At 63.4% G+C, this 24421-nt stretch carries 22 protein-coding genes; 2 read left to right on the top strand and 20 right to left on the bottom strand.

Features of this window, described 5'->3' with window-relative positions; genetic code table 11:
* Nucleotides 1-720 (bottom strand): HpcH/HpaI aldolase family protein (locus ACTHJ1_RS03930; RefSeq protein ID WP_440187971.1); only part of this gene is annotated, 720 nt, incomplete at its 3' end.
* 152 nt (nt 721-872) lie between these two features.
* Here ACTHJ1_RS03930 and ACTHJ1_RS03925 point away from each other — a divergent pair.
* Nucleotides 873-1565 carry a GntR family transcriptional regulator gene (locus tag ACTHJ1_RS03925; protein ID WP_440187968.1) on the top strand — a complete coding sequence of 231 codons (693 nt, stop codon included), beginning with the start codon at nt 873-875 and terminating at the stop codon, nt 1563-1565.
* Between the two features lie 58 nt (nt 1566-1623).
* Here ACTHJ1_RS03925 and ACTHJ1_RS03920 read toward each other — a convergent pair whose 3' ends face one another.
* From ACTHJ1_RS03920 to ACTHJ1_RS03865, 12 genes are all read right to left on the bottom strand, one after another.
* Nucleotides 1624-2460, bottom strand: coding sequence for a universal stress protein (locus ACTHJ1_RS03920; RefSeq protein ID WP_440187965.1), 837 nt, complete (start codon nt 2458-2460; stop codon nt 1624-1626).
* An 85-nt stretch (nt 2461-2545) separates the two neighbouring features.
* Nucleotides 2546-3271, bottom strand: coding sequence for an acetoacetyl-CoA reductase (gene phbB, locus ACTHJ1_RS03915; protein ID WP_440187963.1), 726 nt, complete (start codon nt 3269-3271; stop codon nt 2546-2548).
* A 207-nt stretch (nt 3272-3478) separates the two neighbouring features.
* Entirely contained in the window at nt 3479-4768 is a 1290-nt protein-coding gene (locus tag ACTHJ1_RS03910; RefSeq protein ID WP_440187960.1) for an aspartate aminotransferase family protein, read from the bottom strand.
* Nucleotides 4765-7755, bottom strand: coding sequence for an FAD-binding and (Fe-S)-binding domain-containing protein (locus ACTHJ1_RS03905; protein WP_440187994.1), 2991 nt, complete (start codon nt 7753-7755; stop codon nt 4765-4767). The genes ACTHJ1_RS03910 and ACTHJ1_RS03905 overlap by 4 nt, the downstream gene beginning before the upstream one ends.
* Before the next feature lie 7 nt (nt 7756-7762).
* Nucleotides 7763-8128, bottom strand: coding sequence for an FAD-dependent oxidoreductase (locus tag ACTHJ1_RS03900; protein ID WP_440187957.1), 366 nt, complete (start codon nt 8126-8128; stop codon nt 7763-7765).
* 294 nt (nt 8129-8422) lie between these two features.
* Nucleotides 8423-9748 carry an NAD(P)/FAD-dependent oxidoreductase gene (locus ACTHJ1_RS03895; RefSeq protein ID WP_440187954.1) on the bottom strand — a complete coding sequence of 442 codons (1326 nt, stop codon included), beginning with the start codon at nt 9746-9748 and terminating at the stop codon, nt 8423-8425.
* Nucleotides 9749-9750: 2 nt separating this feature from the next.
* Nucleotides 9751-10488, bottom strand: a complete 738-nt coding sequence (locus ACTHJ1_RS03890; protein ID WP_440187951.1) for a cupin domain-containing protein — start codon at nt 10486-10488, stop codon at nt 9751-9753.
* Between the two features lie 309 nt (nt 10489-10797).
* Nucleotides 10798-11766, bottom strand: a complete 969-nt coding sequence (locus tag ACTHJ1_RS03885; protein ID WP_440187948.1) for a threonine/serine dehydratase — start codon at nt 11764-11766, stop codon at nt 10798-10800.
* Nucleotides 11763-12758 (bottom strand): ornithine cyclodeaminase family protein, encoded by a 996-nt coding sequence (locus ACTHJ1_RS03880; protein WP_440187945.1) that lies wholly within the window; start codon nt 12756-12758, stop codon nt 11763-11765. The genes ACTHJ1_RS03885 and ACTHJ1_RS03880 overlap by 4 nt, the downstream gene beginning before the upstream one ends.
* A complete protein-coding gene (locus ACTHJ1_RS03875) occupies nt 12755-13000 on the bottom strand; it encodes an FAD-binding protein (RefSeq protein WP_440187942.1) in 246 nt (81 codons plus the stop codon). Before ACTHJ1_RS03875 ends, ACTHJ1_RS03880 begins: the two co-directional genes overlap by 4 nt.
* Before the next feature lie 7 nt (nt 13001-13007).
* Nucleotides 13008-14489 (bottom strand): NAD-dependent succinate-semialdehyde dehydrogenase, encoded by a 1482-nt coding sequence (locus ACTHJ1_RS03870; RefSeq protein ID WP_440187939.1) that lies wholly within the window; start codon nt 14487-14489, stop codon nt 13008-13010.
* Between the two features lie 74 nt (nt 14490-14563).
* A complete protein-coding gene (locus ACTHJ1_RS03865) occupies nt 14564-15856 on the bottom strand; it encodes an NAD(P)/FAD-dependent oxidoreductase (RefSeq protein ID WP_440187936.1) in 1293 nt (430 codons plus the stop codon).
* A gap of 227 nt (nt 15857-16083) precedes the next feature.
* Here ACTHJ1_RS03865 and ACTHJ1_RS03860 point away from each other — a divergent pair, with 227 nt between their 5' ends.
* Entirely contained in the window at nt 16084-16581 is a 498-nt protein-coding gene (locus ACTHJ1_RS03860; protein WP_440187933.1) for an Lrp/AsnC family transcriptional regulator, read from the top strand.
* 30 nt (nt 16582-16611) lie between these two features.
* Here ACTHJ1_RS03860 and ACTHJ1_RS03855 read toward each other — a convergent pair whose 3' ends face one another.
* The 7 genes from ACTHJ1_RS03855 to ACTHJ1_RS03825 all read right to left on the bottom strand — a co-directional run bounded on the left by ACTHJ1_RS03855 (nt 16612) and on the right by ACTHJ1_RS03825 (nt 24343).
* Nucleotides 16612-16962: a cupin domain-containing protein gene (locus tag ACTHJ1_RS03855; protein WP_440187930.1), complete on the bottom strand. Its 351-nt coding sequence runs from the start codon at nt 16960-16962 to the stop codon at nt 16612-16614.
* A gap of 63 nt (nt 16963-17025) precedes the next feature.
* Nucleotides 17026-18354 carry an NAD(P)/FAD-dependent oxidoreductase gene (locus tag ACTHJ1_RS03850; RefSeq protein WP_440187927.1) on the bottom strand — a complete coding sequence of 443 codons (1329 nt, stop codon included), beginning with the start codon at nt 18352-18354 and terminating at the stop codon, nt 17026-17028.
* A 53-nt stretch (nt 18355-18407) separates the two neighbouring features.
* A complete protein-coding gene (locus ACTHJ1_RS03845) occupies nt 18408-19286 on the bottom strand; it encodes a GNAT family N-acetyltransferase (protein ID WP_440187924.1) in 879 nt (292 codons plus the stop codon).
* Between the two features lie 11 nt (nt 19287-19297).
* Complete coding sequence (locus tag ACTHJ1_RS03840; RefSeq protein ID WP_440187921.1) at nt 19298-20950, bottom strand: ABC transporter ATP-binding protein; 1653 nt, start codon at nt 20948-20950, stop codon at nt 19298-19300.
* A complete protein-coding gene (locus ACTHJ1_RS03835) occupies nt 20947-21807 on the bottom strand; it encodes an ABC transporter permease (RefSeq protein WP_440187991.1) in 861 nt (286 codons plus the stop codon). The genes ACTHJ1_RS03840 and ACTHJ1_RS03835 overlap by 4 nt, the downstream gene beginning before the upstream one ends.
* A complete protein-coding gene (locus ACTHJ1_RS03830) occupies nt 21807-22763 on the bottom strand; it encodes an ABC transporter permease (protein ID WP_440187918.1) in 957 nt (318 codons plus the stop codon). The genes ACTHJ1_RS03835 and ACTHJ1_RS03830 overlap by 1 nt, the downstream gene beginning before the upstream one ends.
* Before the next feature lie 14 nt (nt 22764-22777).
* The gene (locus ACTHJ1_RS03825; protein ID WP_440187915.1) at nt 22778-24343 is read right to left on the bottom strand and encodes an ABC transporter substrate-binding protein; all 1566 of its coding nucleotides are present in this window, start codon (nt 24341-24343) and stop codon (nt 22778-22780) included.
* Nucleotides 24344-24421 lie beyond the last annotated feature (78 nt).

Genomic DNA, 24421 nt, shown 5'->3' with positions numbered 1-24421 from the left:
GCGCGCCGCTGCAAAACCTTGCTTGATCAGGCCGATGTCGCTGGCCGCGACCGCCATGCGATAACCGCTGCCGAAAGCCGCGCGGGCCGCAGCCGCATCGTTCGTGAAAATGCCGCACGGCAAGTCGTGATTCCTGGCCGCCGCCTGGATGCGGGCGCAATCCCGGCCCAGCACATCCGCGTCCGCGGTGCCGCGCGAAAATGATAGATCGCCCGTGCCGATGAACAGAAAATCCACACCCGGCACGGCGGCGATCTCCTCGGCATTTTCCACGCCCTTCACGGTCTCGATCAGCAGACCGATGGCCACGTGGCCGTCAGCCTCCAGCATGGCATCGATGCCGCCCAACAGGGGCCGCACGCCGCCGGCCGAGCGTGTGCCGAAAGGCGGATAGCGGCCGGCCGAGACGGCGCGGCGCGCGTCGTCGGCCGTTTCGACCAGCGGCAGCAGCACCGCCGAAGCGCCCGCGTCGAGCGCCTGCGAGATGACTGCCGGCGAGTTGTCGGCGCAGCGCGCGATCACGGGCACGCGGGCGCCGACAGCCGCGATGGCCGCCTCGAGCGTGCCGCGCTCCCACAGACCATGCTGCAGATCGAGCACGATCGCGCCCGGCGCCGCATGGGCCGCGAATTCGGCCATGGGCACGCTGCCCATCGCGAGCCAGAACAGGGCGATAGGTTCGCCATCGTGCAACGCAGGCTTGAGCGGAGAAAACATCATGTCCGGACTCCCGGTCGGCTGCAGGCTGATATGATTTCTGAATTCAGAATTCAGATTACTGTATTGAAGAACAAAGCACCAGTCATCCTCACTATGTTGGCTGCCCTGCGTCGAGCCGGAACCAGCATGCCTATCCGCCGGGAATTGCCGCCATGGCAGAAAATCAAGCACAAACCCCAACGCTGCCCCGCCGCACCGCACTGAAACAGAACACGCTGAGCGAGTCGGTCTATCAGGAAATCCGGACCAGGCTGCAACGGGGCCAGGTCGGCATTCGCGACCGCATCCTGGACCACGAAGTCGCCGACGAGTTCGGCTGCACGCGCATGCCCGTGCGGCAGGCATTGCTGCGCCTGGTCAACGACGGTTATCTGGTCGGTACGACGCGGGGATTCGTGGTGCCGACCCTGACGGCCAACGACATCCGCGAGCTGTTCGAATTGCGCCGGCTGCTCGAGCCCAGTGCGGCAGCAGCCACGGTACCCATGCTCGGCGACAAGGAAGACGCCGCGCTGCGGCAAGCCTATCAAAAAGCGCGCAAGGCCTACGAAAAACGCGATACGGCAGCGATGATCCGCGCCAATATCGAGTTTCGCGACGTATGGCTCGACGCCGTACCGAACGCCCGCCTGCAAAGCACCATCCGGCGCTTCGCCGACCACGTGCAGCAGGTACGTCTTGCGACGCTGGACAACCGCCCTACGCAGAAGGTCGTCGTCGAGGGCATGCGCGTCTTGCTCGAGGGCTTCGTGGAGCGCGATCCCAAGCGGATCAAGACCGCCATGATGGCGTTCACCATCGCAGCCGAGCAATGGTATTTCGCATTGATCGGCGGACCGGATTGATTCTCGCCGCAACGGTCCGGCTTGCGCACAGACCGGCCAGGACCGCCCGCCGCGGCTGTCAATGCGACATCAGAACCGGAACGATCATGGAATTCAGTATGGCGCGGGTGACGCCGCCCAGGAACAGCTCGCGCCAGCGGGAGTGCCCGTAGCAACCCATCACGATCAGGTCGGCGCCGAAATCGGCGGTACGCGACAGCAGCATGCTGCCATTGGGGATGTCGCGAACGCCGTCGATTTCCTCGATCACGACCTTCACGCCGTGCCGCGCGAGGGCGGCCGCGATCTGGCCCCCGTCGATGCGCGGACCATCGATGTCGCCAGACGCGTTGATGCTGAAGATGATCGTCTTCCTGGCCCGGACAAGAAAAGGCAGCGCATCGTGCACGGCGCGGCTCGCTTCGCGGCTGCCGTCCCAGGCAACGCAGACGGTGCCGCCGATTTCCGGGAAACTGCCTGCGTATGGCACCAGCAACACGGGACGCCCGCAGGACAGGATCAGGTTTTCGACGAACTGATCGGCGATGAACGACTCGGGATCGTCCTGATCGTATTGGCCTGCGATGACCAGGTCTGCAGCCCGGGCTGCCCTGGGCATGGCCAGGTTGGGAGGCAGTTTGGAAAACCGCCAGTCGCCCTCGATGCCCTCGCGCGCAAGCGCCTTGCGGAACATCGACGCTTCCGCTTCCTGGTATTCGGCCCGCAGTTTCTCGCTGGCATAACGGTACTCGGGCGGATTCGTGACCATGCTCAACGGTTCGAGCGCCGGCTGATATACGTTGAATAGCCCGGTCAGATGCGCGTCGAATCGCTTGGCGATCTGAAGGGCGGCTTCGATGCGCTGCGGCATGGCCTTGCTTGCATCGAGATGCACAAGAATGTTTCGATAGTCCATGTTGGCGGCTCCGGTGGAATTGAACGGCATGCTTGTCCTGCAGGCGTTGAAGACAAGGATAGGAGCGCGGGAACCCGCCTACCTTCTATGACAGATACTGTCCACCGTTGGCCGAGAAGGTCGCCCCGGTGATGTAGTCGTTGTCTTCGCGCGCCAGAAAGACGACCAGCCGGGCGATGTCCTCGGCGCGGCCCAGCCGCCCGACCGGAATCGCGGCGACGATGGCCTTCATTACCTCAGGCTGAACCGCCGCGACCATATCGGTATCGCAGTATCCGGGTGCAATGGCGTTGACCGTGATGCCGCGAGCGGCGCTTTCAAGCGCCAGGGCGCGGGTGAAACCGAGTATGCCGGCTTTGGAAGCCGAGTAATTGGTCTGGCCGAACTGCCCCTTCTGGCCGTTGATCGAGCTGATGTTGACGATGCGCCCGTACCGGCGCTCGCGCATGCCTTCGATGACATGGCGGCACATATTGAAATGCGAGTCCAGGTTGGTGCGCAGCACCTCCTGCCACTGCTTCAGGCTCATCTTGTGCAGCGCAGTGTCTCGTGTGATGCCGCCGTTGTTGACCAGGACGCCGATCGGGCCCAGATCATGCTCGACTTGCTCGACGCCCGAACCGCAGGCCTCGAAATCGGAAATGTCCCAACGGTAGACGGGAATGCCGGTTTCCGCATGAAAGCGTTCGGCTTCGGTGTCGTTGCTGTGATAGACGGCAACGACACGGTGGCCGGCCTGCTGCAGCGCGATCGAGGTTGCGCGCCCGAGGCCGCGCGTGCCGCCGGTAACCAAGGCTATGTGCTTGTTCATGAGAACTCCTGGAGTTCGCCATGTCAGGGGAGCGAACGAGATCACGCTACGACACGATCATGAACGACAGATGACCGTATCGCATTGACGCAGATCAAGCCCGAGACGACGGTTTGGGCGGCAGAGGGTACGCCGAGGAACCGAAGCCGCGCCCCTTCCTTGGGTGCGCTGTAACGAGTGCCGCACTGCCGGCGGCAGCGCGCACGCTCAGCGCTTGCCGCGCGCGCGTTCGATCGCGCCGCGCAGAATGGCCAACGCTTCGTGGGCCAGGTCCAGCGGCGTGGTGAGCGGCGCCAGCAGGCGCAGGGTATTGCGATGCACCCCGCACTTGATTACCAGCAACCCGCCTTCGCGGCACTGGTCGATCACTGCCTGAGTGAAATCGGCATCCGGCTGGAAAGGATCGCCGCCGCGCACGAACTCCAGGCCCAGCATCGGTCCCATGCCGCGAACCGTGCCGATCTCCTTGAACTCGGCCGCCAGTTTGTCCAGGCCCGCGCGCAGGGTCTCGCCCAGAGCGCGGCTTTTCTCCAGCAACCGCTCTTCTTCGAAGACATCGAGCACGGCCAGCGCGGCGGCGCAGGCCAGCGGATTGCCTGCATAAGTGCCGCCCAGGCCGCCGGGCGCCGGCGCGTCCATGACCTCGGCGCGGCCGACCACGCCCGACAGCGGCAGGCCGCCGGCCAGACTCTTGGCCACGGTCACCAGGTCGGGTTGGATGCCGGCATGCTGAAAGCCGAACATCTCGCCGGTACGCCCGAAGCCGGCCTGGATTTCGTCGAGAATGAGCAAAATGCCGTGCTTCTCGGTCAGCGCGCGCAGGGCTTGCAAAAATTCCTTGCCGGCCGGCAGGAAGCCGCCGTCACCCTGCACCGGTTCGAGAATGACTGCGGCCACGCGATCGGGCAGGATCTGCGTGGAGAACAGGTTGTTCAGTTCGCGGATCGCGTCCTCGCTGGAAATGCCGTGGTACGGATCGGGATAGGGGGTGTGATAGACCTCGCCGGCAAAGGGCCCGAAGTTCTGGCGATAAGGGGCGCTGAACCCGGTCAGCGTCGCCCCCAGCAGCGTGCGGCCGTGGAAGCCGCCTCGAAAGGAGATGATGCCGGGCACGTTGCGATAGGCCCGCGCGATCTTGATGGCGTTTTCGACCGCTTCCGCGCCGGTAGTGACGAGCAGGGTCTTGTAGGGCTCGCTGCCACCGATCAGCTTGTTGAGCCTGGCGGCCAGGTCGACATAGACGTCATAGCCCGCAACCTGGAAGGCCGCGTGCGAGACGCGCTCGAGCTGCTTGTGCACGGCCGCAACGACCTTGGGGTGGTTATGGCCGATATTCTGCACGCCGATGCCGCCCACGAAGTCGATGTAGCGGCGGCCCTCGACGTCCCAGAGCAGCGAGCCTTGCGCCTTGTCGGCAAAGACGGGATGCGCGGTGACGACGCCTTGCGGCACATTCTGGACGCGGGAGGCGAGATAGGCTTGGTTGGTGCGGGTCATTGCGGTGTTACCTCTTCGGTAGTGATGCGCGGCGCATCGGCCGCGGCATGGTGGTCTGTAGGCAAGGGCAGCCTGGATTGCGGCAGGCGGGCGGCGTGTGCGGCCAGGACTTGAGCAAGGTGCCGGGCGCGGCGGCCGCTCAACTTGCCGATCTGGGTGCGGCAGCTGAAGCCGTCGGCCACCAGCTCGGCCTGCTCGGGCACCTGCGCCAGCTTGGGCAGCAACTCGAGCTCGCCGACGCGGCGCGCCAGGTCGGCGGTCTTGGCGTGATAGCCGAAGGCGCCCGCCATGCCGCAGCAGCCGGTGTCGAGCACCGTGGCGCCCAGCGCTTTTTCCGCGGCTGCGCCGCCGCAGGCGCGATGATGGCAATGCGCATGCACATGGGCCTGCGACGCCTGCGGCAAAGTCAAACCCGCTTCTCGCGCGAACTCGGCCATGGTGCGGGTCAGCGCGGCGAGCCGCTTCGCTCGAGGATCATGCGCCAGCAGCGCGGGCATCTCGTCGCGAAAGACCGACAGGCAGCTGGGTTCGAGCACCAGCACGGACACGCCGGCGGCCATTGGTTCGGCCAGCAGGTCCAGGATCTCCAGCAGATTGCCGCGCGCCTGGTCCAGCAGGCCCGAGTCGTAGAAGGGACGACCGCAGCAGACGTGCCGCTGAGTCAGCCGCGACCGGTAGCCGGCGGCCTGCACGACGGACACGGCAGCCTGCAGCACCTCTGGCGTAAAGCCATTATTGAAGGTGTCGGTCCAGACGATGACATCTTTGGAGTCGTAGGCTTCGCCGCCGCTGGCCTTCAACGCCCGCGCCGTCGACGTGCGACGAAAAACCTTGCCTGCGATCCTGGGAAAGGCCACGCCGCCGGCCAGGCCGAACACCCTGCCCACACGCCGCAGAACGGCATTGCTCAGTACGCCATTGACCAGGCCGCTCACGCGAGAGGCGGCAGGCAGCCACTGCCCCAGCCTGCCCACCATCGCATCCATGGGTGCGCGAAGACGATTCTGGTAATAGCGATAGAGGAACTCGCTGCGGTATTTGGGAATGTCCACATGCGTGGGGCAGTCGTTCTTGCATCCCTTGCACGACAGGCACAGGTCCATCGAGTCCTTGACAGCCTTGGCGTCCTGCTCCTCGCTGATCACGTCGCCCTTGAGCAGTTCGAAGAACAGTCGCGCCCGGCCGCGCGTGGAATAGCTTTCCTCGCGTGTGGCCTTGAAGCTCGGGCACATGGTGCCGCCCTCGAGCGAGCGGCACTTGCCCATGCCGATGCAGCGTTCGGTCTCGCGGCCGTAGCCGGAACCGGGCTCCACGCCCATGGGGTAAGTGAACAGGCCGCGCACCGGCGATCGTTCATAGTCCGGCCCCATGCGCAGATTGTCCTCCACCGGCATGGCGTCGATGAGCTTGCCGGGGTTCATCAAGCCGGCGGGGTCCCACAACGATTTGAACTCGCGAAAGGCCTGCATCAACCGCGGCGAGAACATGAGATGCAGGAACTCGCCCTTGGCCTGGCCGTCGCCGTGCTCGCCCGAGAGCGAGCCCTGGTACTTGACGACCAGGGCCGCCGCTTCGCCGAGAAAGGCGCGCCAGTCCTGCACGCCGCGCCGGGAGCGCAGGTCGAAGGTGATGCGCGAATGGATGCAGCCGTCGCCGAAGTGGCCGTAGAGATTGGTCTTGTAGCCGTAGCGCTCGACCAGTACCGAGAATTCGCGCAGGTACTTGCCCAGCAGCGCGGGCTCCACGGCGGCGTCTTCCCAACCGACGGTGGGATCGGGCTGACCATTGACGCGCGAGAGCGAGGTGGCCGAGGCGCCGGTCTCGCGGATGGTCCACAGGCGGTTCATCAGCGATGCGTCGCTCACCAGTCGCGCGCGCGGCCGGCTCGCAAGACCTTGCGCCACGGTCATGGCGGCCTGCGCCTGCGTCAAGGCGTCGGCGCGGCTGTCCGCGCCGAACTCGACCAGCAGCCAGGCATTTCCGTCGGGCAGCTCGGCAATGTCGTCCAGCTTGAGGCCCAGCTCCTTCAGACCGCCGACGATGCCGTGGTCCAGGCCCTCCATGGCGATGGCGCCCAGGGGCAGCAGGTCGGGCACACTGTCGGCGGCATCGAAGATGGAGTCGAAGCCCAACACCACCAGCACCCGCTGCGCCCGACCCTCGACCAGCGTGGTCTCGGCGCGCAGCACGGTGGCGCAAGTGCCTTCGGAACCGACCAGCGCGCGGGCAATGTTGAAGCCGTTCTCGGGCAGCAGCTGGTCCAGGTTATAGCCCGACACGCGGCGCTTGAGCTTGGGAAAGCCCTGCTGGATGTCGTCGGCGTAGCGCGTGGCCAGTTCCTTCAGACCGCGCACGATGCGCGCCCGCTCGCCGCCCGCGGCCAGGTGCTCGGCATACCCGGCCTCGTCGGTCGGGCCGACCCAGAAGCGCTCGCCTGTGATGGTCAGCACCTCCAGGCGCTCGATGTTCTCGACCGTCTTGCCGGCCATGACCGAGTGCGCGCCGCAGGAGTTGTTGCCTATCATGCCGCCCAGCGTGCAGCGGCTGTGCGTGGCGGGGTCGGGGCCGAAGGTCAGGCCGTGGGCCGCGGCGGCCTTCTTGAGCTGGTCGCAGATCACGCCGGGCTGCACGCGTGCCACGCCGCGCTGCGCGTCGATGTGCTCGATGGCGTTCAGATACTTGGAGTGGTCGATGCACACGGCCTCGTTGACCGCCTGCCCGCACATGGACGTGCCCGCGCCGCGCGGTAGCACGGCGATGCCCAGCTCGCCGCAGGCGCGCACGGCCGCCTCAAGGTCCTGCATGCTGCGCGGGATCACCACGCCCAAGGGCGGCTGCCGATAGTTGGAAGCCTCCGAGGCGTAGAGCGCCCGGCTGGCGGCGTCGAAGCGCAGCTCGGCCGTGGTCCGGGCCTGCAGGCGGCCGCGCAACTGCAGCAGCCGATTGAGGTCGGCCTTGGCGCCGCCCTGATTCAAAACCGTCGACATCAAGGCATCAATCCAGTTGGCCCTGGCACAGGTATTTGATGTGCATGTATTGGGCCAGGCCGTGCGTCGAGCATTCGCGGCCGTAGCCGGTGTCCTTGACGCCGCCGAAAGGCGCCGCCTCGGCCGCCAGCGCCGCATAATCCACCGCTAGGCCATTGTTGACGTGTCCGCTGCTGCGCCCCGAGGCTTCCGCCGCCACATCGCCGCGAGCTTCCAGCACGGCAACATTGGCACCGCGCCGCGCCAGCGCCAATGCTGCGGAAAGGCCGCAGAACCCGCCGCCGATGACCGTCACATCCACCCTGCCCTGCGGCGCCTGCGCATGCCCGCGGTAACCGGGAAGGCCTTGCTTCCAAAGGATGTCGAGTTTCATAGTGCGCAAATTTTTTCAGGCGGTTTTGACGTGACGCAGGACAAGAAATTGAAGCACGGCGGACCGAAGATTTTGTGGCGTATTGGGCATTGCACGCGCACAAGAAATACTCTTTGTCCCCCCTATTTCGGCATGGCCTGCCGGACGCGTGCCAGCGCGTACGCCGGCGCGCATGCGCACCAGAAACTGGTCGTGCACGAAGTCATAGCTCCAGAGCAAATTGGGCTACGTAACACCGGGATGGCAACAACGATCCGGGACCCGATAAGCTCGATGGCGCCTACGACCGCCCGGCTAAAAATCGGCAACCTTGCCCCATGCGGAGCCGCTGAATCGGCCGGGTTGATACGGCGCGGGATCCACCATCGGCTTCGCACCGGAGGCAAGGTCGGCGACCAAATGACCTGCGCCGGGGCCTATCCCAAAGCCATGACCCGAAAAGCCCGCAGCCAAGATCAACCCCGGGACGCTGGGCACTTCGCCAATGCCCGGAACGCCATCCGGTGTGCTGTCGACGAAACCGGCCCACGCGTGCGTGATCTTTGCGTCGCGAAGCTCGGGTAATAGTTTGACGGCACGCCGATGCGTTTCCCGGATGGTGTACGGGTCGGGTTTGGGATCCAGGATACGCACTCGTTCCATGGGGGTGGGCTCATCGAGCCGCCAACGACTCAGCGTTTCATGGCCGCCACGAATGCCCTCCAAACCGCCGGGCAGAAGACTGCGCCAGCGCTTGGCAAACATGGGCACAAACTGTGGGGCGAACCGCAGGAACTGCGGCGTCACGTCCACGCGTGCACGGCCGCTGATTGCCAGTGCATAACGTCCGTCACTCCGGCGCGTGACGGACACGCCCGAGGTGAACATGGCATCCGGCAAACCACGTTCTACAGGAGACATACTAAGGATGGATTGCCGGATCGACGCCTGAGGAAAGCGGATACCGAGCTGACGGCAAAAAGCTGACGCCCAGGCACCGCCTGAAAGCACAACCGTCTTGGTCTTGATGACTCCGGCTTCCGTGACGACGCCGCTGACCCGCCCGCCTTCCAATTCGATACCGCGCGCCGCGCAGAATTGGTTGACGCTGCCTCCGAGCTTCATGAATGCCGCAGCCACCGCAGGCGCGGCCTTTTCGGGATCAGCGGTGCCGTCGCTGGGCGAGAAGACGCCGCCTTTCCAGACCTGGCCGGTCGCCTGCCCCCGCTGGGTTGCCTGCCGGCTATCCAGCATATAGGTCGTCACTCCTGCAGTTTTTGCAAAATCGCCCCAACTGGCCCATCGAGACAACTCGGCATCGTCATTGCTGAGATACAAAAGCCCGCAGCGATGAAAACCTGCGTCTTCGCCAGATTCAGCGGAAAAACGCTCCCAGAGATCAAGACTCTTGCTTGCCATCGGCAATTCGCGGGCGTCTCGGTTTTGCTGCCGGCACCAGCCCCAGTTGCGGCTCGATTGCTCGGCTCCGATTCTCCCCTTCTCGACCAAGACAACCGAAATTCCACGCTGAGCCAAGTAATAGGCAGCGAAGACGCCGATAATGCCTCCCCCAATGACGACCACGTCAGCCGTAGTCGGCATCGTGGGCGAAGATTCTATGTGACGCAGCGGCGGGGACATGGTCAATTCCGCTCAGCAATAGCTTGGACGTCTTGAACGACGTAGAACTTCGCCACATGCTCGCTACTTTCCCATCCAATTGACGCTCCCCGAGGCACGAAAATCACATCACCGACGCCTAGCGACAACACATTGCCATCGGGTATGGCGAACCGCACGCCACCGGCCAAGATGTGCATGAACTCGTTTTGGCGATGCGAGCGAATAATTCGATGATAGGGCGTCGAATCCCAGGTACCGGCCTGATACTCGATGCCCTCGTCGGTGAAGGCATTATCGCCACGACATTGCGGGACCGGACCTAGAAGCACCTCCGCCGGTAGCGAGGCAGAGGGCTTGAAGTCGGCATCCTCGACACGCAACGGGAAAATCCCTCCCCTCATCGGCATCTTGCAGGCGGCTGCGCAAAATGTGAAAACCACCGAAGGTCCGGCCTTGACGCGAAGCGCCGTACCGCCGTCGATCACTGCGCCCATATTCGGACCAAGCACCAGTGGCGCCATTCCAGCGGCTTCCAAGGTGAGTTCACCTTCCACGACGACGATGGTTTCTATATGGGGAAAACCTGAAATGTCGAGCTCGCCAACGAAACTGACACGGCCCGCTGCCATCGACTCGGGACCTTCCCAAGCGATCTCCCGGTATTGCGCAAAGGGATCGTTCTCGCCAAATTTCTCCTTTCGAAAGGATGTCGAAACAGGCATGCCATCGGCACGATGCAGCACGAAAGGTACGGTCACTTCAACTCCTGTGTATTGCGCGGCTTGATGTTCATGCAATCAATTATGCGGCGCAAGTTTGCTCATATGGTTAATGGTCTAAAAATCAATCGTTAAACTCAGATTAATGGCCATAATTTCTTGATCCAACGATTGAGGCGCGCCGCGCAATCTACTCAAGCGTCACGGGAACAAAGCGCAGCTCTCAACACGGAATTCCTCGACCACTAGGAGCAACCTCGCTTATCGCTAGACACCAGATGCAGAGGTAGTTCCAACAGTTGCCGAAAGTCGGGGCGTACTTGCCGGAAGAGCGCTTATTTGACGGGTTTATTTATATATCTCAGCGAGATCGCTCAAGTCCCAGTTTCCCCCGCTCAATACTACGCAGACTTTTTCCTGGGGAGTGACTTTTACCGAGCCAGCCAGCAAGGCACCTATGCCGATGGAAGCAGCGGGTTCGGCTATCAACTTTGCATCCTTCGCAAGCACGCGCATGCCCGCGATGATGTGTTCGTCATCAACAAGAATGATCTCGTCCACATATTTTTCAATGATGGGATACGGATTCTGGCCCGGGACGCTGATTCTCAATCCATCCGCAATGGTGTTTTTCAGCGGAAGCGATGTGCGCTCTTTGTTTATCCTGCTGTGGAAATACTTCGGTGTCAGGGAAGGCTCTGCGCCAACGACACGCACTGACGGCTTCGTTTCCTTTATGGCGGTGGCGATTCCAGAAATGAGCCCGCCTCCGCCCATGGGAATAATGACCGTATCAACATCGTTGAGATCGTCCAGGATTTCACAGCCGATCGTGCCCTGGCCGGCCATCACCATGGGGTCCTCGAATGCATGCACCACCGCATATTTGTTCTTTTCGGCGATTTCATACACTTTTCGCCATCTCGCAGCAGTATCGCCGTCGAAAAGAATCACCTCCGCCCCAAGAGCCTCTGTATTTTCAATTTTTATCTTCGGCGTCGTCACGGGCACGACCAAGATCGCCTTGACGCCCAACAGGCGGGCAGCGTAGGCGAGTCCTTGGGCATGATTGCCCGACGACGTGGCGATCATGCCGTTGGCAATCTCTTCCCGTGAAAGCGAAAGTGATTTGTTCAACGCGCCCCGGATTTTGAAAGCGCCGGTAATCTGCAAGGTTTCCGGCTTCAGATAAACCTGACATCCGACGGCCTTTTCGATTTTCTCGGCGCGCAGCAGCGGCGTATGCCGGATATAGGGCTTGATGCGCTCCTGGGCTTGGCGTATGTCCTCGATAGTCGGGTGGTTGGTCATGGTCATGATTTGAAGAACTCGAAGAAGGTCCCGGTCTCGCTCGCTATGGCGTTCCGGTAGATTTTTTCAGACGTGATGTTGTCCTGTATGGCCATACCTGTGGAGTCGAAAATGGTGACCTCCTGGTCGCTTTCCCTCCCGGGTATCCAGCCGAGCAATACTTCACCGAGCTCCCCGTGGATTTCGTCCCTGGTGATGATTTTTTTATTCAACGGGTGCCAGGTCTCGCCTTTCTCGATGCACTGCGTCAAGGAGTCAGTAACGATTTTCGCGTTTCTGAAGATCTCCGGCTCCAGCTCCTGCTTGCCTTGTTGATCCGTGCCGATCGCGACTATATGGGTGCCGGGCTTTATCCAGTCGGCTTGCACCAGCGTTCCCTTGCCGCGCGTCGTAGTGATCAGGATGTCGGCCTGTTCGACAGCCTCCCTTTTGGACTTGGCCATAACCACGGGGATCCCAAACTCGCCTTCAATGTCCGCTTTGTATTGGGACAGCGTCTCCGGCGTGTTGTTCCATGCATGGATCTCTTCGATCTTCATGACCTCGCTGATGGCGCGAATCTGCATCCTGGCCTGGCTGCCCGTGCCGATCGAGGCGATCTTTCCCGAATTTTTCCTGGCCAGTGCTTTGACCGATACGGCCCCGGCGGCTCCGGTTCTTAGGCCCGTGATCAAGCTTCCTTCCATGACGCACAACAAGGCGCAACATCTTGCATCAAACAGAAGAATGGTCCCCATGCCGCTGGGCACGCCATGATCCTTCAGGTTATTGGCGAAGCCTCCGGAAGAAGCCTTCATGGAGATCAGTTCATTGGATCCGCAGTAACTCAGCTTGAAGTCGATCTCCCCGCGCGGTGGCGGCAGATGTATGCCTATATAGTCCGGCTGCAGCACCTGATTACTGCTAAAGGCTTTGTACGCTTCTTCGACGGCACTAATGACTTCTTTCATGCAGATTAATCTGCTGACTTCTTCCTTGTTCAGCAACAGTGTTTTCATGGGAGCCGTCCGTTAGTGGCTAAACGCGGTCCTGCACAGTTCAGATACTTGGATAGATCGATGCACACGGTCTCGTTGACCGCCTGCCCGCACATGGACGTGCCCGCGCCGCGCGGCAGCACGGCAATACCCAGTTCGCCGCAGGCGCGCACGGCGGCTTCCAGGCCCTGCAGGCGGCTGCGCAGTTGCAGCAGCCGATTGAGGTCGGCCTTGGCGCCGCGCTGATTCAAAACCGTCGACATCAAAGCATCAATCCAGTTGGCCCTGGCAAAGGTATTTGATGTGCATGTATTCCGCCAGGCCGTGCGTCGAACCTTCGCGGCCGTAGCCGGAGTCCTTGACGCCGCCGAAGGGCGCCGCCTCGGCCGCCAGCGCCCCTTCGTTGATGCCCACGATGCCCGACTCCAGTTCGTCGGCCAGGCGCCAGATGCGGCGCACGTCGCGCGAGTAGAAGTACGCGGCCAGGCCGAACGGCGTGGCATTGGCATCGACGACCACCTCGGCTTCGCTGGCAAAGCGCGTGACTGGGGCGATGGGGCCGAAGGTTTCCTCGCACGAGCATTCCATGGTCGGCTTCACATCGGTCATCACCGTGGGCGCGTAATAATGCGCGCCGGCCTTGCCTTCGGGAGACAGGCGCTTGCCGCCCACCACGATCTTGGCGCCGTGCTTGACCGCGTCCTGGACGTGGCGCTCGATCTTGTCGACGGCGCGCGCATTGATCATCGGGCCGATCTGCGAGGCCGGATCGGTCGCCGGGCCGACCACCAGGGCGCCGACGCGGGCTGCCAGCTTCGCGACGAATTCATCGTGCACGGCATCCTGCACGTAGATGCGGTTGGGGCTCACGCAGGTCTGCCCGCCGTTGCGGAACTTGGCGGCCATCAGTCCGTCGACCGCGGCATCCAGGTCGGCGTCGTCAAAGACGATGAAGGGCGCGTTGCCGCCCAGCTCCAGCGACAGTTTCTTGAGCGTGTCGGCCGAGCGGCGAGCCAGGTGCTTGCCCACCGGCGTCGAGCCGGTGAAGGTGATCTTGCGCACGCGCGCATCGTCCAGCCACACATCCACGACTTCGCCGGCCCGCTCGCGCGAGGCCGTGACGATGTTGAGCACGCCGGGCGGCACGCCGGCCTGCTCGGCCAGCTTGACCAGGGCCAGCGAGGTCAGCGGTGTGTCCTCGGCGGGCTTGCAGACCACGGTGCAGCCGGCGGCCAGGGCCGGGGCGATCTTGCGCGCGATCATGGCGGCCGGAAAGTTCCAGGGCGTGACGGCGGCGATCACGCCCACCGGCTCGCGCAGGGCGAACATGCGCCGGCCCGGCACCGGCGCGGGGATGATCTCGCCGTCGGCGCGCGTGGCCTCTTCGGCGAACCACTCCACATAGCTCGCGGCATAGAGCACCTCGCCCTTGCCCTCGGCCAGGGGCTTGCCCTGCTCGCTGGAAATCAGTCGACCCAGATCCTCGATCTGTTCGACGATCAGGTCGTTCCAGCGCTTGATGATCTGCGCGCGCTGCTTGGCTGGCACCTTGCGCCAGGTCTTGAAAGCGGTGTGAGCCGCTTCCAGCGCGGCGCGCGCATCGGCTGCGCCGCTGTCGGGCACCTGGGCGAAGACCTCGCCGGTGGCAGGGTCGGAAACCGCCAGCAAGCGTGCGTCCTGGGCGGCGACCCAGCGGCCGGCTATGCAATTGAGGCCGGGCAGCAAGTCGAGGTTCTGAAACGTAAAAGGCATGATGCGCAAATCCTGTACAAAACGGAAAGAAAAGGACGCGTTCTCGTGTCTGCTAGCAAACCCCGGGCCGCGAATCAGGACAGCATGTCCTTGAGTTTGAAATACAGCCCGACCGCGGGCAGGAACCAGGGCGGCCCCACATGGCCGGGAATGGCCGGCCAGTCGCGATCGCGCCATGGATTGGCGCCAGCTTCGCCAGCCATCACTCGGGACATGATCTGGCCCATGTGAACCGACATCTGGGTGCCATGCCCGCTGAAACCCATGGCGTAATAGACGCCGTCGCGCTCGCCCGCGTGCGGCAGGCGATCCTGCGTCATGTCCACCAAGCCGCCCCAGCAGCAGTCGATGGCCACATCGGCCAGTTGCGGAAAAGCCTGCGTCATGCCCTGGCGCAGGATGGCGCCGCTCTTGGCGTCGGACTGAGGACTGGAGACGGCAAAGCGCGCGCGGCCGCCGAAAACCAGGCGATCGTCGGGGGACAGGCGAAAGTAGTAATGCAGATTGCCCGTCGTGACGTAGGTGCGCCGCCCTGCCAGCAACGCCTGCGCGCGAGCGCGGCCCAGGGGTTCGGTCGCGACGATGAAGCTGCCTATGGGGACGATCCGCCTGCGGATCCAGCCCAGGCTCCCGTAGCTTCCGTGGCGGCTGATGCCGGTTGCCAGCAGGACCTGGTCGGCCTGCAGCACGCCCTGCGGCGTATGCAGGCGGTGCGCGTGCCCCGACCCGATGCGCTCCAGGCGCCGCAGCGGGGTATTGAGGTGAATGCGGGCGCCATGACGCTCGGCGGCCTGCGCCAAGCCCAAGGCGAACCGACCCATGTGCATTTGGCCGCTTTTTTTATAAAGCAGGCCGCCATGATAGGCATCGCTGTCGACCTCGGCCCGCACGCGGGCGGCATCGAGCATCTCGACATCGAGATCGACGCCATCGCGCAAGAGTTGCTCGCAGCTGCGCGACAGCGCGTCGTAATGCGCCGGGCGCGCGGCAAGTTTGAGCTTCCCGTTTCGCGTGAAGTCGCATTCGATGCCTTCCTGTCGTATCACCGACTCGACCGTATCGACGGCGGCGTCGTAGGCCTGGTACCAGGCCCGCGCCTGCTCGGTCCCGACGCGCGCGGCAAGCGACGCATAATCCACCGCCAGGCCGTTGTTGACATGCCCGCCGTTGCGTCCCGAGGCTTCCGCCGCAACGTCGTCGCGCGCTTCCAGCACCGCGACGCTGGCGCCGCGCCGCGCCAATGCCAGTGCAGCGGAAAGACCGCAGAATCCGGCCCCGACGACCGCTACATCCACCCTGCCCTGCGGCGCCTGCGCATGTCCGCGGTAACCGGGAAGGCCTTGCTTCCAAAGGGTGTCGAGTTTCATGGCGCGCAAATTTTCGAGGCAGTTATGAAGCGATGCAGGAGAAGAAATTGAAGCACGCCAGGCCAAAGATTTTGTCGCGTATTGGGCATTGCCCGCATGCTAGAAATACTCTTTGTCCGCCTGTTTTCGGCATGGCCTGCCGGACGCGCGCCAACCAGCATATAGCCGGACAAAAACAAACCGTGTTAAACCGTTGCTTTTGTCCGAGCACCAAGATTTTCGCCACCATGCTTCCCGCCCTGAAACTCGATCGGCTCGATCTGCGCATCCTCACCCAGCTGCAGAAAAACGGACGCATGACCAACGTCGACCTGGCCGACGCGGTGGGTCTTTCCGCCAGCCCCTGCTTGAGCCGGGTCAAGCGGCTCGAGCAGGCCGGCTATATCGACGGCTACAGCGCGCAGATCCGCATGGAGATGCTGGGAGACACACTCACAGTCTTCACCCAGGTCACGCTTACCGATCATCATCGGGAAGATTTCACGCGCTTCGAAAAAGCCGTGCGCGACATCGACGAGATCATGGAATGCCATCTGGTAAGCGGCGGCTACGACTATCTTCTGAAGGTCGTGACCCGCGGCGTGAACCAATACCAGCTGCTGATGGAGAGCCTGCTCGAGCGCGATATCGGCATCGAGAAATACTTCAGCTTCATCGTCATCAAGTCGCCTTTCATCAAGACGCATTACCCGATCGAAAAGCTGTTTCCCGCCGAACCGTCTTGACCACGGCCGGCGCAGACTGCCGCAGGGCCGTCACGGGAAAATGACGTAGACCTTGCGCAAGGTCTCCAGGATGTTCCATATGCCGCGCGTGTTGGCGGGAAAGAACAGCGTATCGCCGGCGCGGATTTCAAGCGACTCGCCGCCCTCCGGCGTGAAGGTGCACGATCCCGTCAGGATATGCATGACCTCGGCGCCGGCCACCTTGCGCCTGGACTGACCGGGCGAGCATTCCCAGACACCCATGCCGCTGTCTTCGGCACCCTCCAGTTCGACCGGCAGATCGCGGGTGCGGCAGGGCACGCCGCCCAATGACGTGGCAAGATCCCCAAGGTCTTGCAAGCCGCTGATCGTGGCAGACTGGGGAAGAATGGTGATGGGCATGGATGGACTCGAATGGTGGCGAAAAATTGAAGGGCGGCGCGGGATGCGCCGAGGGTCCAGCGTTCACATCATCCCGGGACGATCGAGCTGCGTGCCGTCCACCAGGCGCGAATACCGGAACGGGTAGGGATCGACGACCGGCTCGGCCTCGGTTGCGAGGTCTGCGGCCAGCCATCCGGCCCCCGGGCCGAGGCCGAAGCCATGGCCGCTGAACCCGGCCGCGACGACCAGTCCGGGACACGCATCAATGGGTGAGATCACGGGAACCGTGTCGGGAGTGCTGTCGATCAGGCCGCCCCAGGCCCGCGCCACCTGTAGCGAGGCGAGCATGGGAAACTCGGCACGCAGCCCCGCGATGGCCTCGCGCATCAGGCCCGGATCCGGATCCGGATCCATGACCCGGATCAATTCGAAGGGAGACGTCTCGTCTTCGTGCCAGCGATGCAGCGCCTGCGGTCCTCGCAGGAACGAGCGTCCCATGCGTATCTTCAGCAGCGGCAGGCGGTTCTTGAAGGGCTTCCAGAAGTCGGCGATGTACCGGATCACCTGCGGCGTGATCTCCAGGCGTCCCCTGCTGGAAATCGCCAGCGTATAGGTGCCGTCCGGGCGCGGGCGGGCGCACAGGGACGGCGTATAGATGCCTTCTTCGAAAACCTTGGGTCCGGCCGTGGTGTGCATGGCTGTGCCCGCGACCATGGCCATGGGCAGGTCGATGCCGTGATGGCGGCAGAAAAGCGACGTCCAGGCGCCGCCGGCAACGATCACCCGGTCGCAGGCGATGCGGCCGCGCTCGGTCCAGACTCCGGCCACACGGCCGGCCTGCAAGTCCAGGCCGCGAACCGCGCAATGCTGGTGGACGTAGGCGCCCAGCCGGCCCGCCGCCGCCGCGATGGCTGGCGCAGCCAGTGCGGGCTCGGCGTGGCCGTCGTCGGGCGAATGCAAGCCGCCCAGCCATTTGCCGGACAAGGACGGCAGTTTCTCGCCGACCTGCGCGCCGCTGAGCATGGTGCTGCGCACGCCGTATTCACGCGCCTTCGCGATCCACGCGTCCCAGGTGTCGAGTTCGGATTGCTTGCTGGTCGCATAGATCAGGCCGGCGCGCCGAAAACCCAGGTCCTCCCCGGTTTCCTGCGCCAGGACATCCAGGCGGCGCAGACTGTGCAGCACCAGCGGCAGTTCGCGAAAATCGCGATTCTGCTGCCGGCACCAACCCCAGTTACGGCTGGACTGCTCGGCGCCCACGGCGCCTTTTTCCAGCAAGGCCACGGACACACCGCGACGCGCCAGCTCATAGGCGGCCGACACGCCGACAATGCCCGCGCCGACGACGACGACATCGACACGTTCGGGAAAATCGGGACTGTTGGGTACGGCTTTGACGGGAGGAGACATTCGGATCGATTCGTTTCTTGGATTTCAAACAAACTTGCAAAAGCCGGCGACCCTCAGGCCATGGCTTGCGTCACCAGACCATAGGCGCGCATCTGCGCATCCGACACCGGCACCGGGCCACGCACCATGCGCGTTACGGTGTCGACTTTGGTCAGGCCCGCCGCAGCGAGCCACTCGCCCAGTTCTTCTTCATGCGGGGTATCCACGCGGACGAACGCGCCCGCGCGGCTCGCGAGCCAATGCGCGATGAGAACCTTGGCCAGAGCGGCGTCGGGCGCCACGACGGGACCGATCAGCTCCCCGCGACCGAAGTCGCGCAGGAACGAATAGCCGACAGGCACGCCGCCGCATTCGGCGATCACGCCGTGTCCGACATCCAGCAGTTTTTGAAGCATGGCCCGGCGCGACATGCCCGATGCGCGGGTGTCGAGCGCATACAGCGTGTCCAGGTCGGCCAGGGTTGCCGCACGCAGCGCGCACGCCGGCACGATCGGGGCTGACACGGCAGCGACAGCGCCTTGATGCTGGCAGATCACGGCTACTGTCTCGAAGCCCTGACGGGCATAGACACCTGCACCGTCAGGCGTGGCATGCAGCAACGCAGCGGGCGCGACGGAAGCTGCCAGCAGGCCGGACACCAACCGACTGGCAATCTGGCGCCCGCGATGCGTCGCCGACACGATGATCAATCCCATCGTGATGCAAGCCTCGAAGTCCCAGCTCATGGCGACGCCGACCAATCGGTCGCCGTCGAGCACCACTTCGCCCTGCCCGAGATCGAAGGCAAAACGCCAATCGTCCAGGCGATGCGGCCATTTGACCTCCCGGGAAAGCTCCCAGGCCGCCTCCAGGTCGTCGCGCCGCAGGGGCCGAAACGCCAGATCTGCCCACGCGCCGTCGCGTATGGCGTCGATCGTTGATTCCTTGGTCATCGCTTGCTCCTTCATCGCGCACGTTCGTCGATACGGCGGCAGGCTTGTTCCAGCCAGCCCAATCTGAGCTCCGGAACGGAGTCGACCAGCAGATTGGTATACGGCGCGCGGGGTTGAATGGACAGTTCGCCAGGCCGGCAAGCATCCACCTTGCGGCCCTGCAGAAGCACGGTGATGTCGTCGCAGATGGAACGCACCGTGGAAATATCATGGCTGATGAAGATATACGACATGTCCAGATCGCGTCGCAGTTCCACAAGCAGATCCAGGATCGCCGCCCCCACCACAGTATCCAGGGCAGACGTCACTTCGTCGCAGATGATGAGCTCGGGCTCGGCCGCCAGCGCGCGGGCGAGATTGACGCGCTGCTTCTGACCGCCGGAGAGTTCGGCGGGACGCCGCCGCGCCATGGCGGCAGGCAGCTTCACCCTGTCCAGCAACGCCGCGACCCGAGCGGGTATTTCCCGGGGCGCGCAACGTTCGAACACGCTCAGCGGCCGGGCGAGAATGTCGCCGATGCTTTGCGCGGGATTGAGCACCGTATCGGCATTCTGGAACACCAGCTGTATGCGCCGATACAAATCCTTGTCGCGTTGACGCAGCGTGCCTCCCAGCGGCCGGCCCTTGAATGCGATTGTTCCCTTGGCCGGCGCCAGCAGGCCCGCGATGACATAGGCCAGCGTGGATTTGCCCGACCCCGACTCGCCGATCACGCCCACGGTGGCACCTTTGCGCACGATCAGGTCAACGCCGTCGAGGATGCGCAGCGCCGGCATGCCCGACGCGTCCGGCTTGCCGTAGCCGGCCGACAGCCCTTCGACGCGCAGCACCGGTTCGGTGTCTATCGCGCGGCGTGTGTCGCTTTCGGTCAGGCGCACCGAAGATTCGGCGGCCTGCATGAGACTGCGGGTATAGGCGTTCTGCGGACTCGCGATCATGCCGCCGATCTCGCCCTGCTCCTGAATCTCGCCGTTGCGCAGCACGACGACGCGGTCAGCCATTTGCGCCACCACGGCAAGATCGTGCGACACATAGACCGCGCTGATCTGGCGCGCTTTGATGGCCTGTTTGAATGCGCGCAAGACCTCGATCTGCGTGGTCACGTCCAGGGCCGTGGTGGGCTCGTCGAACACGACCACCTCGGGGTCGGTCATCAAGGCCATGGCGGCCATCAGGCGCTGCAGCTGTCCGCCCGATACTTGGTGCGGGTAGCGCATGCCCAGGGTTTCCGGCGAAGGCAATGCCAGCGAACGGAAGAGGGCCACGGCTTTTTTGCGCGCCGCATCGCGGCTCATCAGCCCGTGCGCGCACGCGCCTTCGATTACCTGGTCCATGATGGTGCGGGCGGGGTTGAACGATGCCGATGCACTCTGCGCCACATAGGCGACGCGCCGCCCGCGCAGGGCGATCAGTTCGCGCGGATCGGCGCCGACCAGGTCCGTCTCGCCTATGCGTATCTGGCCGCCCGAAATGCGGCAGCCGCGGCGCACATAGCCCAGCAGGGACAAGGCGATGGTCGTCTTTCCCGACCCCGATTCGCCGATCAGCGCCACGACTTCGCCGGCCTGCACGGAAAAGCTCACGTCCTTGACGATGAGAACCTCGTCTCCGTCGTCGGTCCGAGCCATGACGCTCAGGCGGGAGACATCGACCACGCGGCTCATGATTGCTTTTCCTTGGTCTTGACACGCTTGCGCGAGGTCAGGCTATCGATCAGAAGATTGGTTCCTATGGTCAGGGTGGCGATCGCCAGGGCAGGCATCACCACGGCGGGGGAACCGTCGAACAGGCCGGACATGTTTTCCCGGACCAGCGAGCCCCAGTCCGCATACGGCGGCTGCACGCCCAGTCCGAGAAAGCTCAGGGCGCTCAGCATCAGGATGATGTAGACGAAGCGCAGGCCGAAGTCGGCCATCATGGGATGGATCATGTTGGGCAGGATTTCACTGCAGGCGATATACCAGCTGCTTTCTCCGCGCATGCGTGAGACTGTCACGTATTCCATGGTGTTCAGGCCCACCGCCTGGGCATGGGCGATGCGGTAGGCGCCGGGCATGTAGGTCACAGCGGCGGTCAGGATCAGCACCGGCAGCGACGAACCGTAGATGGCGATCATCAGCAAGGAAAATATCTTGCTGGGCGTGATCAGCAGGACATCGACCAGGCGGCTCACGATCTCGTCGAACCAGCGCCCCATGACTGTGGCCAGCAGGGCCAGCAGCGTTCCGCAGATGCTGGCCAGCAGCGCCGCGGCCAGGGCCAGGCCTATGGAATAGCGGGCGCCGACCATAATGCGGGTTAGCATGTCGCGCCCCAGATAGTCGGTACCCAGCCAATAAGCCTTGCTGAACGGTCCGAAGGTGGCGGCGCTGGAGACGTCTTCCATGCCGTACGGCGCCAGCGCGGAGCCGAACACGGCGATGAACAGCCAGAAGACCGACATGACCAGGCCGATCCGGCCCGACATGGGCAAGGACTGGAAAAAGCGCCAGAATGCGCGGGGTACATGCAGCAACCGCATCATGATTTGCGCAGCTTCGGATTGAATACGATCGTGAAGATGTCGGCGACCAGCAACATGAGCAGATAGCAGACGCTGAAGAAAAGAACGCAGAACTGAACGACGGGCAGGTCGCGGTTGCTGACCGCGTAGACGAACGTGGTGGCCAGCCCGGGGTAGGAGAAAATCGTCTCGACGATGATCACCCCGCCCAGCAGATAGGACAGGCTCAGCGCCATGGCATTGGCGACAGGGCCGACCACGTTGGACATGGCGTGGGTCAGCACCACCCGTCGCAGTTTCAGGCCCTTGAGCGTGGCCATCTCGATATAGGCCGAGTCGAGCTGGTTGATGAGCGCCGCGCGGGTCATGCGTATCATCTGCGCCATGACCACGAAACAGAGCACCATGACCGGCAGGGTGTAGGCCTTGAGGAACCCGATCAGCGTGGAGGTATCCGCGCTGAAGGAAAGCGCCGACACCCAGTGCAGCTTCACCGCGAACAGCATGACCGCGAGCGAGGCGACCAGGAATTCCGGCACGGCGACCACGGACATGGTCAGGATGCCTAACACGCGGTCCAAGCGGGAACCGCGATAGATGGCCGAGACAATGCCGACGATCAAGGCAATAGGCACCGAGACGCCGGTCGCCACGGCGGCCAGCGTCAGGGAGTTGACGATGCGATCCCCAACAATGGTCCGCACCGGAACGCCGCTGGCATACGAAATGCCAAAATTTCCTGTCGCCAGACCGGCAAGCCAGCTGAAGAAGCGAACCAGCACAGGCTGGTCCAGTCCGAACTGCCGGCGCAGCGCGGCCACCGTTTCCGGCGTGGCGGACTGGCCCAGGGCTACCTGGGCCGCGTCGCCGGGAAGCAGGTTGGTCATGAAAAAGATCAGCGCAGACACGGCCAGCAGCGTCAATAAGCCGACGCAGATGCGCCGGCCGATCATTTTCAGAACAAAGCGATTCATCACGGCGATCGGCCTCAAGCCTCGAGCCAGACGAACTCGGCGAACCGGTAGCCCATGAGCATGCCCATGGGATTGGATTCCAGCCCCTTGACCCGCCGGTCGTAGCCGTCCAGGAAGCTGATGAAAGCCGGGACGATCGTGCCGCAATGCTCGGCGATCAGGACCTGCATGTCGCCGTACATCTTTTTGCGCTTGGCATCGTCGGTTTCACCGCGCGAATTCACCAGAAGCTGATCGAACTGCGCATTCTTCCAGCCCGACTCGTTCCACCGCGCGGACGAGTAGTAGAACTGGGAGAACAGCATATCCAGCGTCGGCCGCGGATTGATCGAGCCGTAAGACATGGGATGCTTCATCCAGTGCTGCGACCAGTAGCCGTCGTACGGCACACGGCGCACATTGAGCTTCAAGCCGACCTGATTGCCGCTTTGCTGCAGCAGTTGTGCTCCTTCCACCGACCCCTCGATCGGTTCCGAACACACCAGGTCGCCCCCCATGCCCTGCAGCTTGCCTTTCTTGACATGGAACCTGGCGCGGTCCAGATCGTAGGGACGCTGCGGCAGGTCGGTAGCGTAGTAGGGATGCCAGGGCGGCACGGGATGGTCGTTGGCGATGGTGCCGTAGCCATGCAGTGCAGTCTTGACGATCTGCTCGCGCGGCTGCAGATAGCGCATCGCATCGACGAAATCGGCATTATTGCCGGGCGACTGGTCCACGCGCACAATCAGGTCGCTGTATTCGCCGCTCTTGGTTTCCAGAATGGCATGCTTTTTCGATTGCGTCAGCCGGACGGCATCGCTGGGCAGGACCGAAGCGATCACCTGCAGGTCGCCGGCGAGCAGCCCGTTCAGGCGCGCCGAGGCGTCGGTCAGCCCGAGCAGCTCGATCTCGTCCAGATAGGGCTTGCCGGGTTTCCAGAAGTTGGGGTTGCGCACACCCACCGCGCGGCGCGCCGGCGTGAACTCCTTGCATTTGAACGGACCCGTGCCGATGCCCTTGCTGAAATCCTTGGTTCCGTCCTGCACGATTAGAAAGGGCGAGGTGCCCAGGATCGAGGGAAGATCGACGTTTGGGGCCACTAGCACGATCTGCACCGTATACGCATCGACGGCGTTGATCTGGGCGAACTGGTCCGCCAGTACTTTTGCCTGGGATCCGGTTTCAGGCAATTTATGGCGCGCCAGCGAAAACACCACATCCTGGGCGGTCAGCGCCTTGCCGTCGTGGAACGTCACGCCCTTGCGCAGCCGGAACGTCCAGTTGATGCCATCCGCGCTTTCAAAGGATTCGGCCAAGGCAGGCTCGGCGCGCATCTTGTCGTTCAGTTCCGTCAGGCCGCTATAGAACATGAACTGACGGATATAGTCGCCCGAATTGGAGCCCTTGGCCGGATCGAGCGTGTCGGATACGGAAGAATTGGAGGACGCCGCGCGCAGCTTGCCGCCGCGCTTGGGCATGGGAGCAGCCTGGGCGCTGGCCATGTCGCCCAGCACGAGCAGACCCGAGGCCGTCGAGGCGACGGCCCCTACGCCCATCATCTTGAGAATATCGCGACGCTTAACCGTGAAATTCGATGCCATGCTCATCTCCTTCAGAGAAATTGATCCTGCCCGGGACACTGGAGCACCATGCTGCGCAACGCCCGCAATCAACAAGAA

It is taken from the genome of Bordetella sp., from assembly GCF_051960075.1.
Lineage (GTDB): Bacteria > Pseudomonadota > Gammaproteobacteria > Burkholderiales > Burkholderiaceae_B > Bordetella.
Note: the sequence above shows the minus strand (reverse complement) of the source record. Positions and strands in the feature narration are given on the sequence as shown.

What these genes read in the sequence shown, in the direction of transcription:
- phbB (WP_440187963.1), bottom strand. Translation starts at nt 3,271, where the DNA reads ATGAACAAGCACATAGCCTTGGTTACCGGCGGCACGCGCGGCCTCGGG.
- ACTHJ1_RS03925 (WP_440187968.1), top strand. Translation starts at nt 873, where the DNA reads ATGGCAGAAAATCAAGCACAAACCCCAACGCTGCCCCGCCGCACCGCA.
- ACTHJ1_RS03835 (WP_440187991.1), bottom strand. Translation starts at nt 21,807, where the DNA reads ATGCGGTTGCTGCATGTACCCCGCGCATTCTGGCGCTTTTTCCAGTCC.
- ACTHJ1_RS03875 (WP_440187942.1), bottom strand. Translation starts at nt 13,000, where the DNA reads ATGTCGACGGTTTTGAATCAGCGCGGCGCCAAGGCCGACCTCAATCGG.
- ACTHJ1_RS03880 (WP_440187945.1), bottom strand. Translation starts at nt 12,758, where the DNA reads ATGAAAACACTGTTGCTGAACAAGGAAGAAGTCAGCAGATTAATCTGC.
- ACTHJ1_RS03865 (WP_440187936.1), bottom strand. Translation starts at nt 15,856, where the DNA reads ATGAAACTCGACACCCTTTGGAAGCAAGGCCTTCCCGGTTACCGCGGA.
- ACTHJ1_RS03885 (WP_440187948.1), bottom strand. Translation starts at nt 11,766, where the DNA reads ATGACCATGACCAACCACCCGACTATCGAGGACATACGCCAAGCCCAG.
- ACTHJ1_RS03840 (WP_440187921.1), bottom strand. Translation starts at nt 20,950, where the DNA reads ATGAGCCGCGTGGTCGATGTCTCCCGCCTGAGCGTCATGGCTCGGACC.
- ACTHJ1_RS03825 (WP_440187915.1), bottom strand. Translation starts at nt 24,343, where the DNA reads ATGGCATCGAATTTCACGGTTAAGCGTCGCGATATTCTCAAGATGATG.
- ACTHJ1_RS03850 (WP_440187927.1), bottom strand. Translation starts at nt 18,354, where the DNA reads ATGTCTCCTCCCGTCAAAGCCGTACCCAACAGTCCCGATTTTCCCGAA.
- ACTHJ1_RS03870 (WP_440187939.1), bottom strand. Translation starts at nt 14,489, where the DNA reads ATGCCTTTTACGTTTCAGAACCTCGACTTGCTGCCCGGCCTCAATTGC.
- ACTHJ1_RS03895 (WP_440187954.1), bottom strand. Translation starts at nt 9,748, where the DNA reads ATGTCCCCGCCGCTGCGTCACATAGAATCTTCGCCCACGATGCCGACT.
- ACTHJ1_RS03860 (WP_440187933.1), top strand. Translation starts at nt 16,084, where the DNA reads ATGCTTCCCGCCCTGAAACTCGATCGGCTCGATCTGCGCATCCTCACC.
- ACTHJ1_RS03845 (WP_440187924.1), bottom strand. Translation starts at nt 19,286, where the DNA reads ATGACCAAGGAATCAACGATCGACGCCATACGCGACGGCGCGTGGGCA.
- ACTHJ1_RS03855 (WP_440187930.1), bottom strand. Translation starts at nt 16,962, where the DNA reads ATGCCCATCACCATTCTTCCCCAGTCTGCCACGATCAGCGGCTTGCAA.
- ACTHJ1_RS03920 (WP_440187965.1), bottom strand. Translation starts at nt 2,460, where the DNA reads ATGGACTATCGAAACATTCTTGTGCATCTCGATGCAAGCAAGGCCATG.
- ACTHJ1_RS03905 (WP_440187994.1), bottom strand. Translation starts at nt 7,755, where the DNA reads ATGTCGACGGTTTTGAATCAGGGCGGCGCCAAGGCCGACCTCAATCGG.
- ACTHJ1_RS03830 (WP_440187918.1), bottom strand. Translation starts at nt 22,763, where the DNA reads ATGAATCGCTTTGTTCTGAAAATGATCGGCCGGCGCATCTGCGTCGGC.
- ACTHJ1_RS03900 (WP_440187957.1), bottom strand. Translation starts at nt 8,128, where the DNA reads ATGAAACTCGACATCCTTTGGAAGCAAGGCCTTCCCGGTTACCGCGGG.
- ACTHJ1_RS03910 (WP_440187960.1), bottom strand. Translation starts at nt 4,768, where the DNA reads ATGACCCGCACCAACCAAGCCTATCTCGCCTCCCGCGTCCAGAATGTG.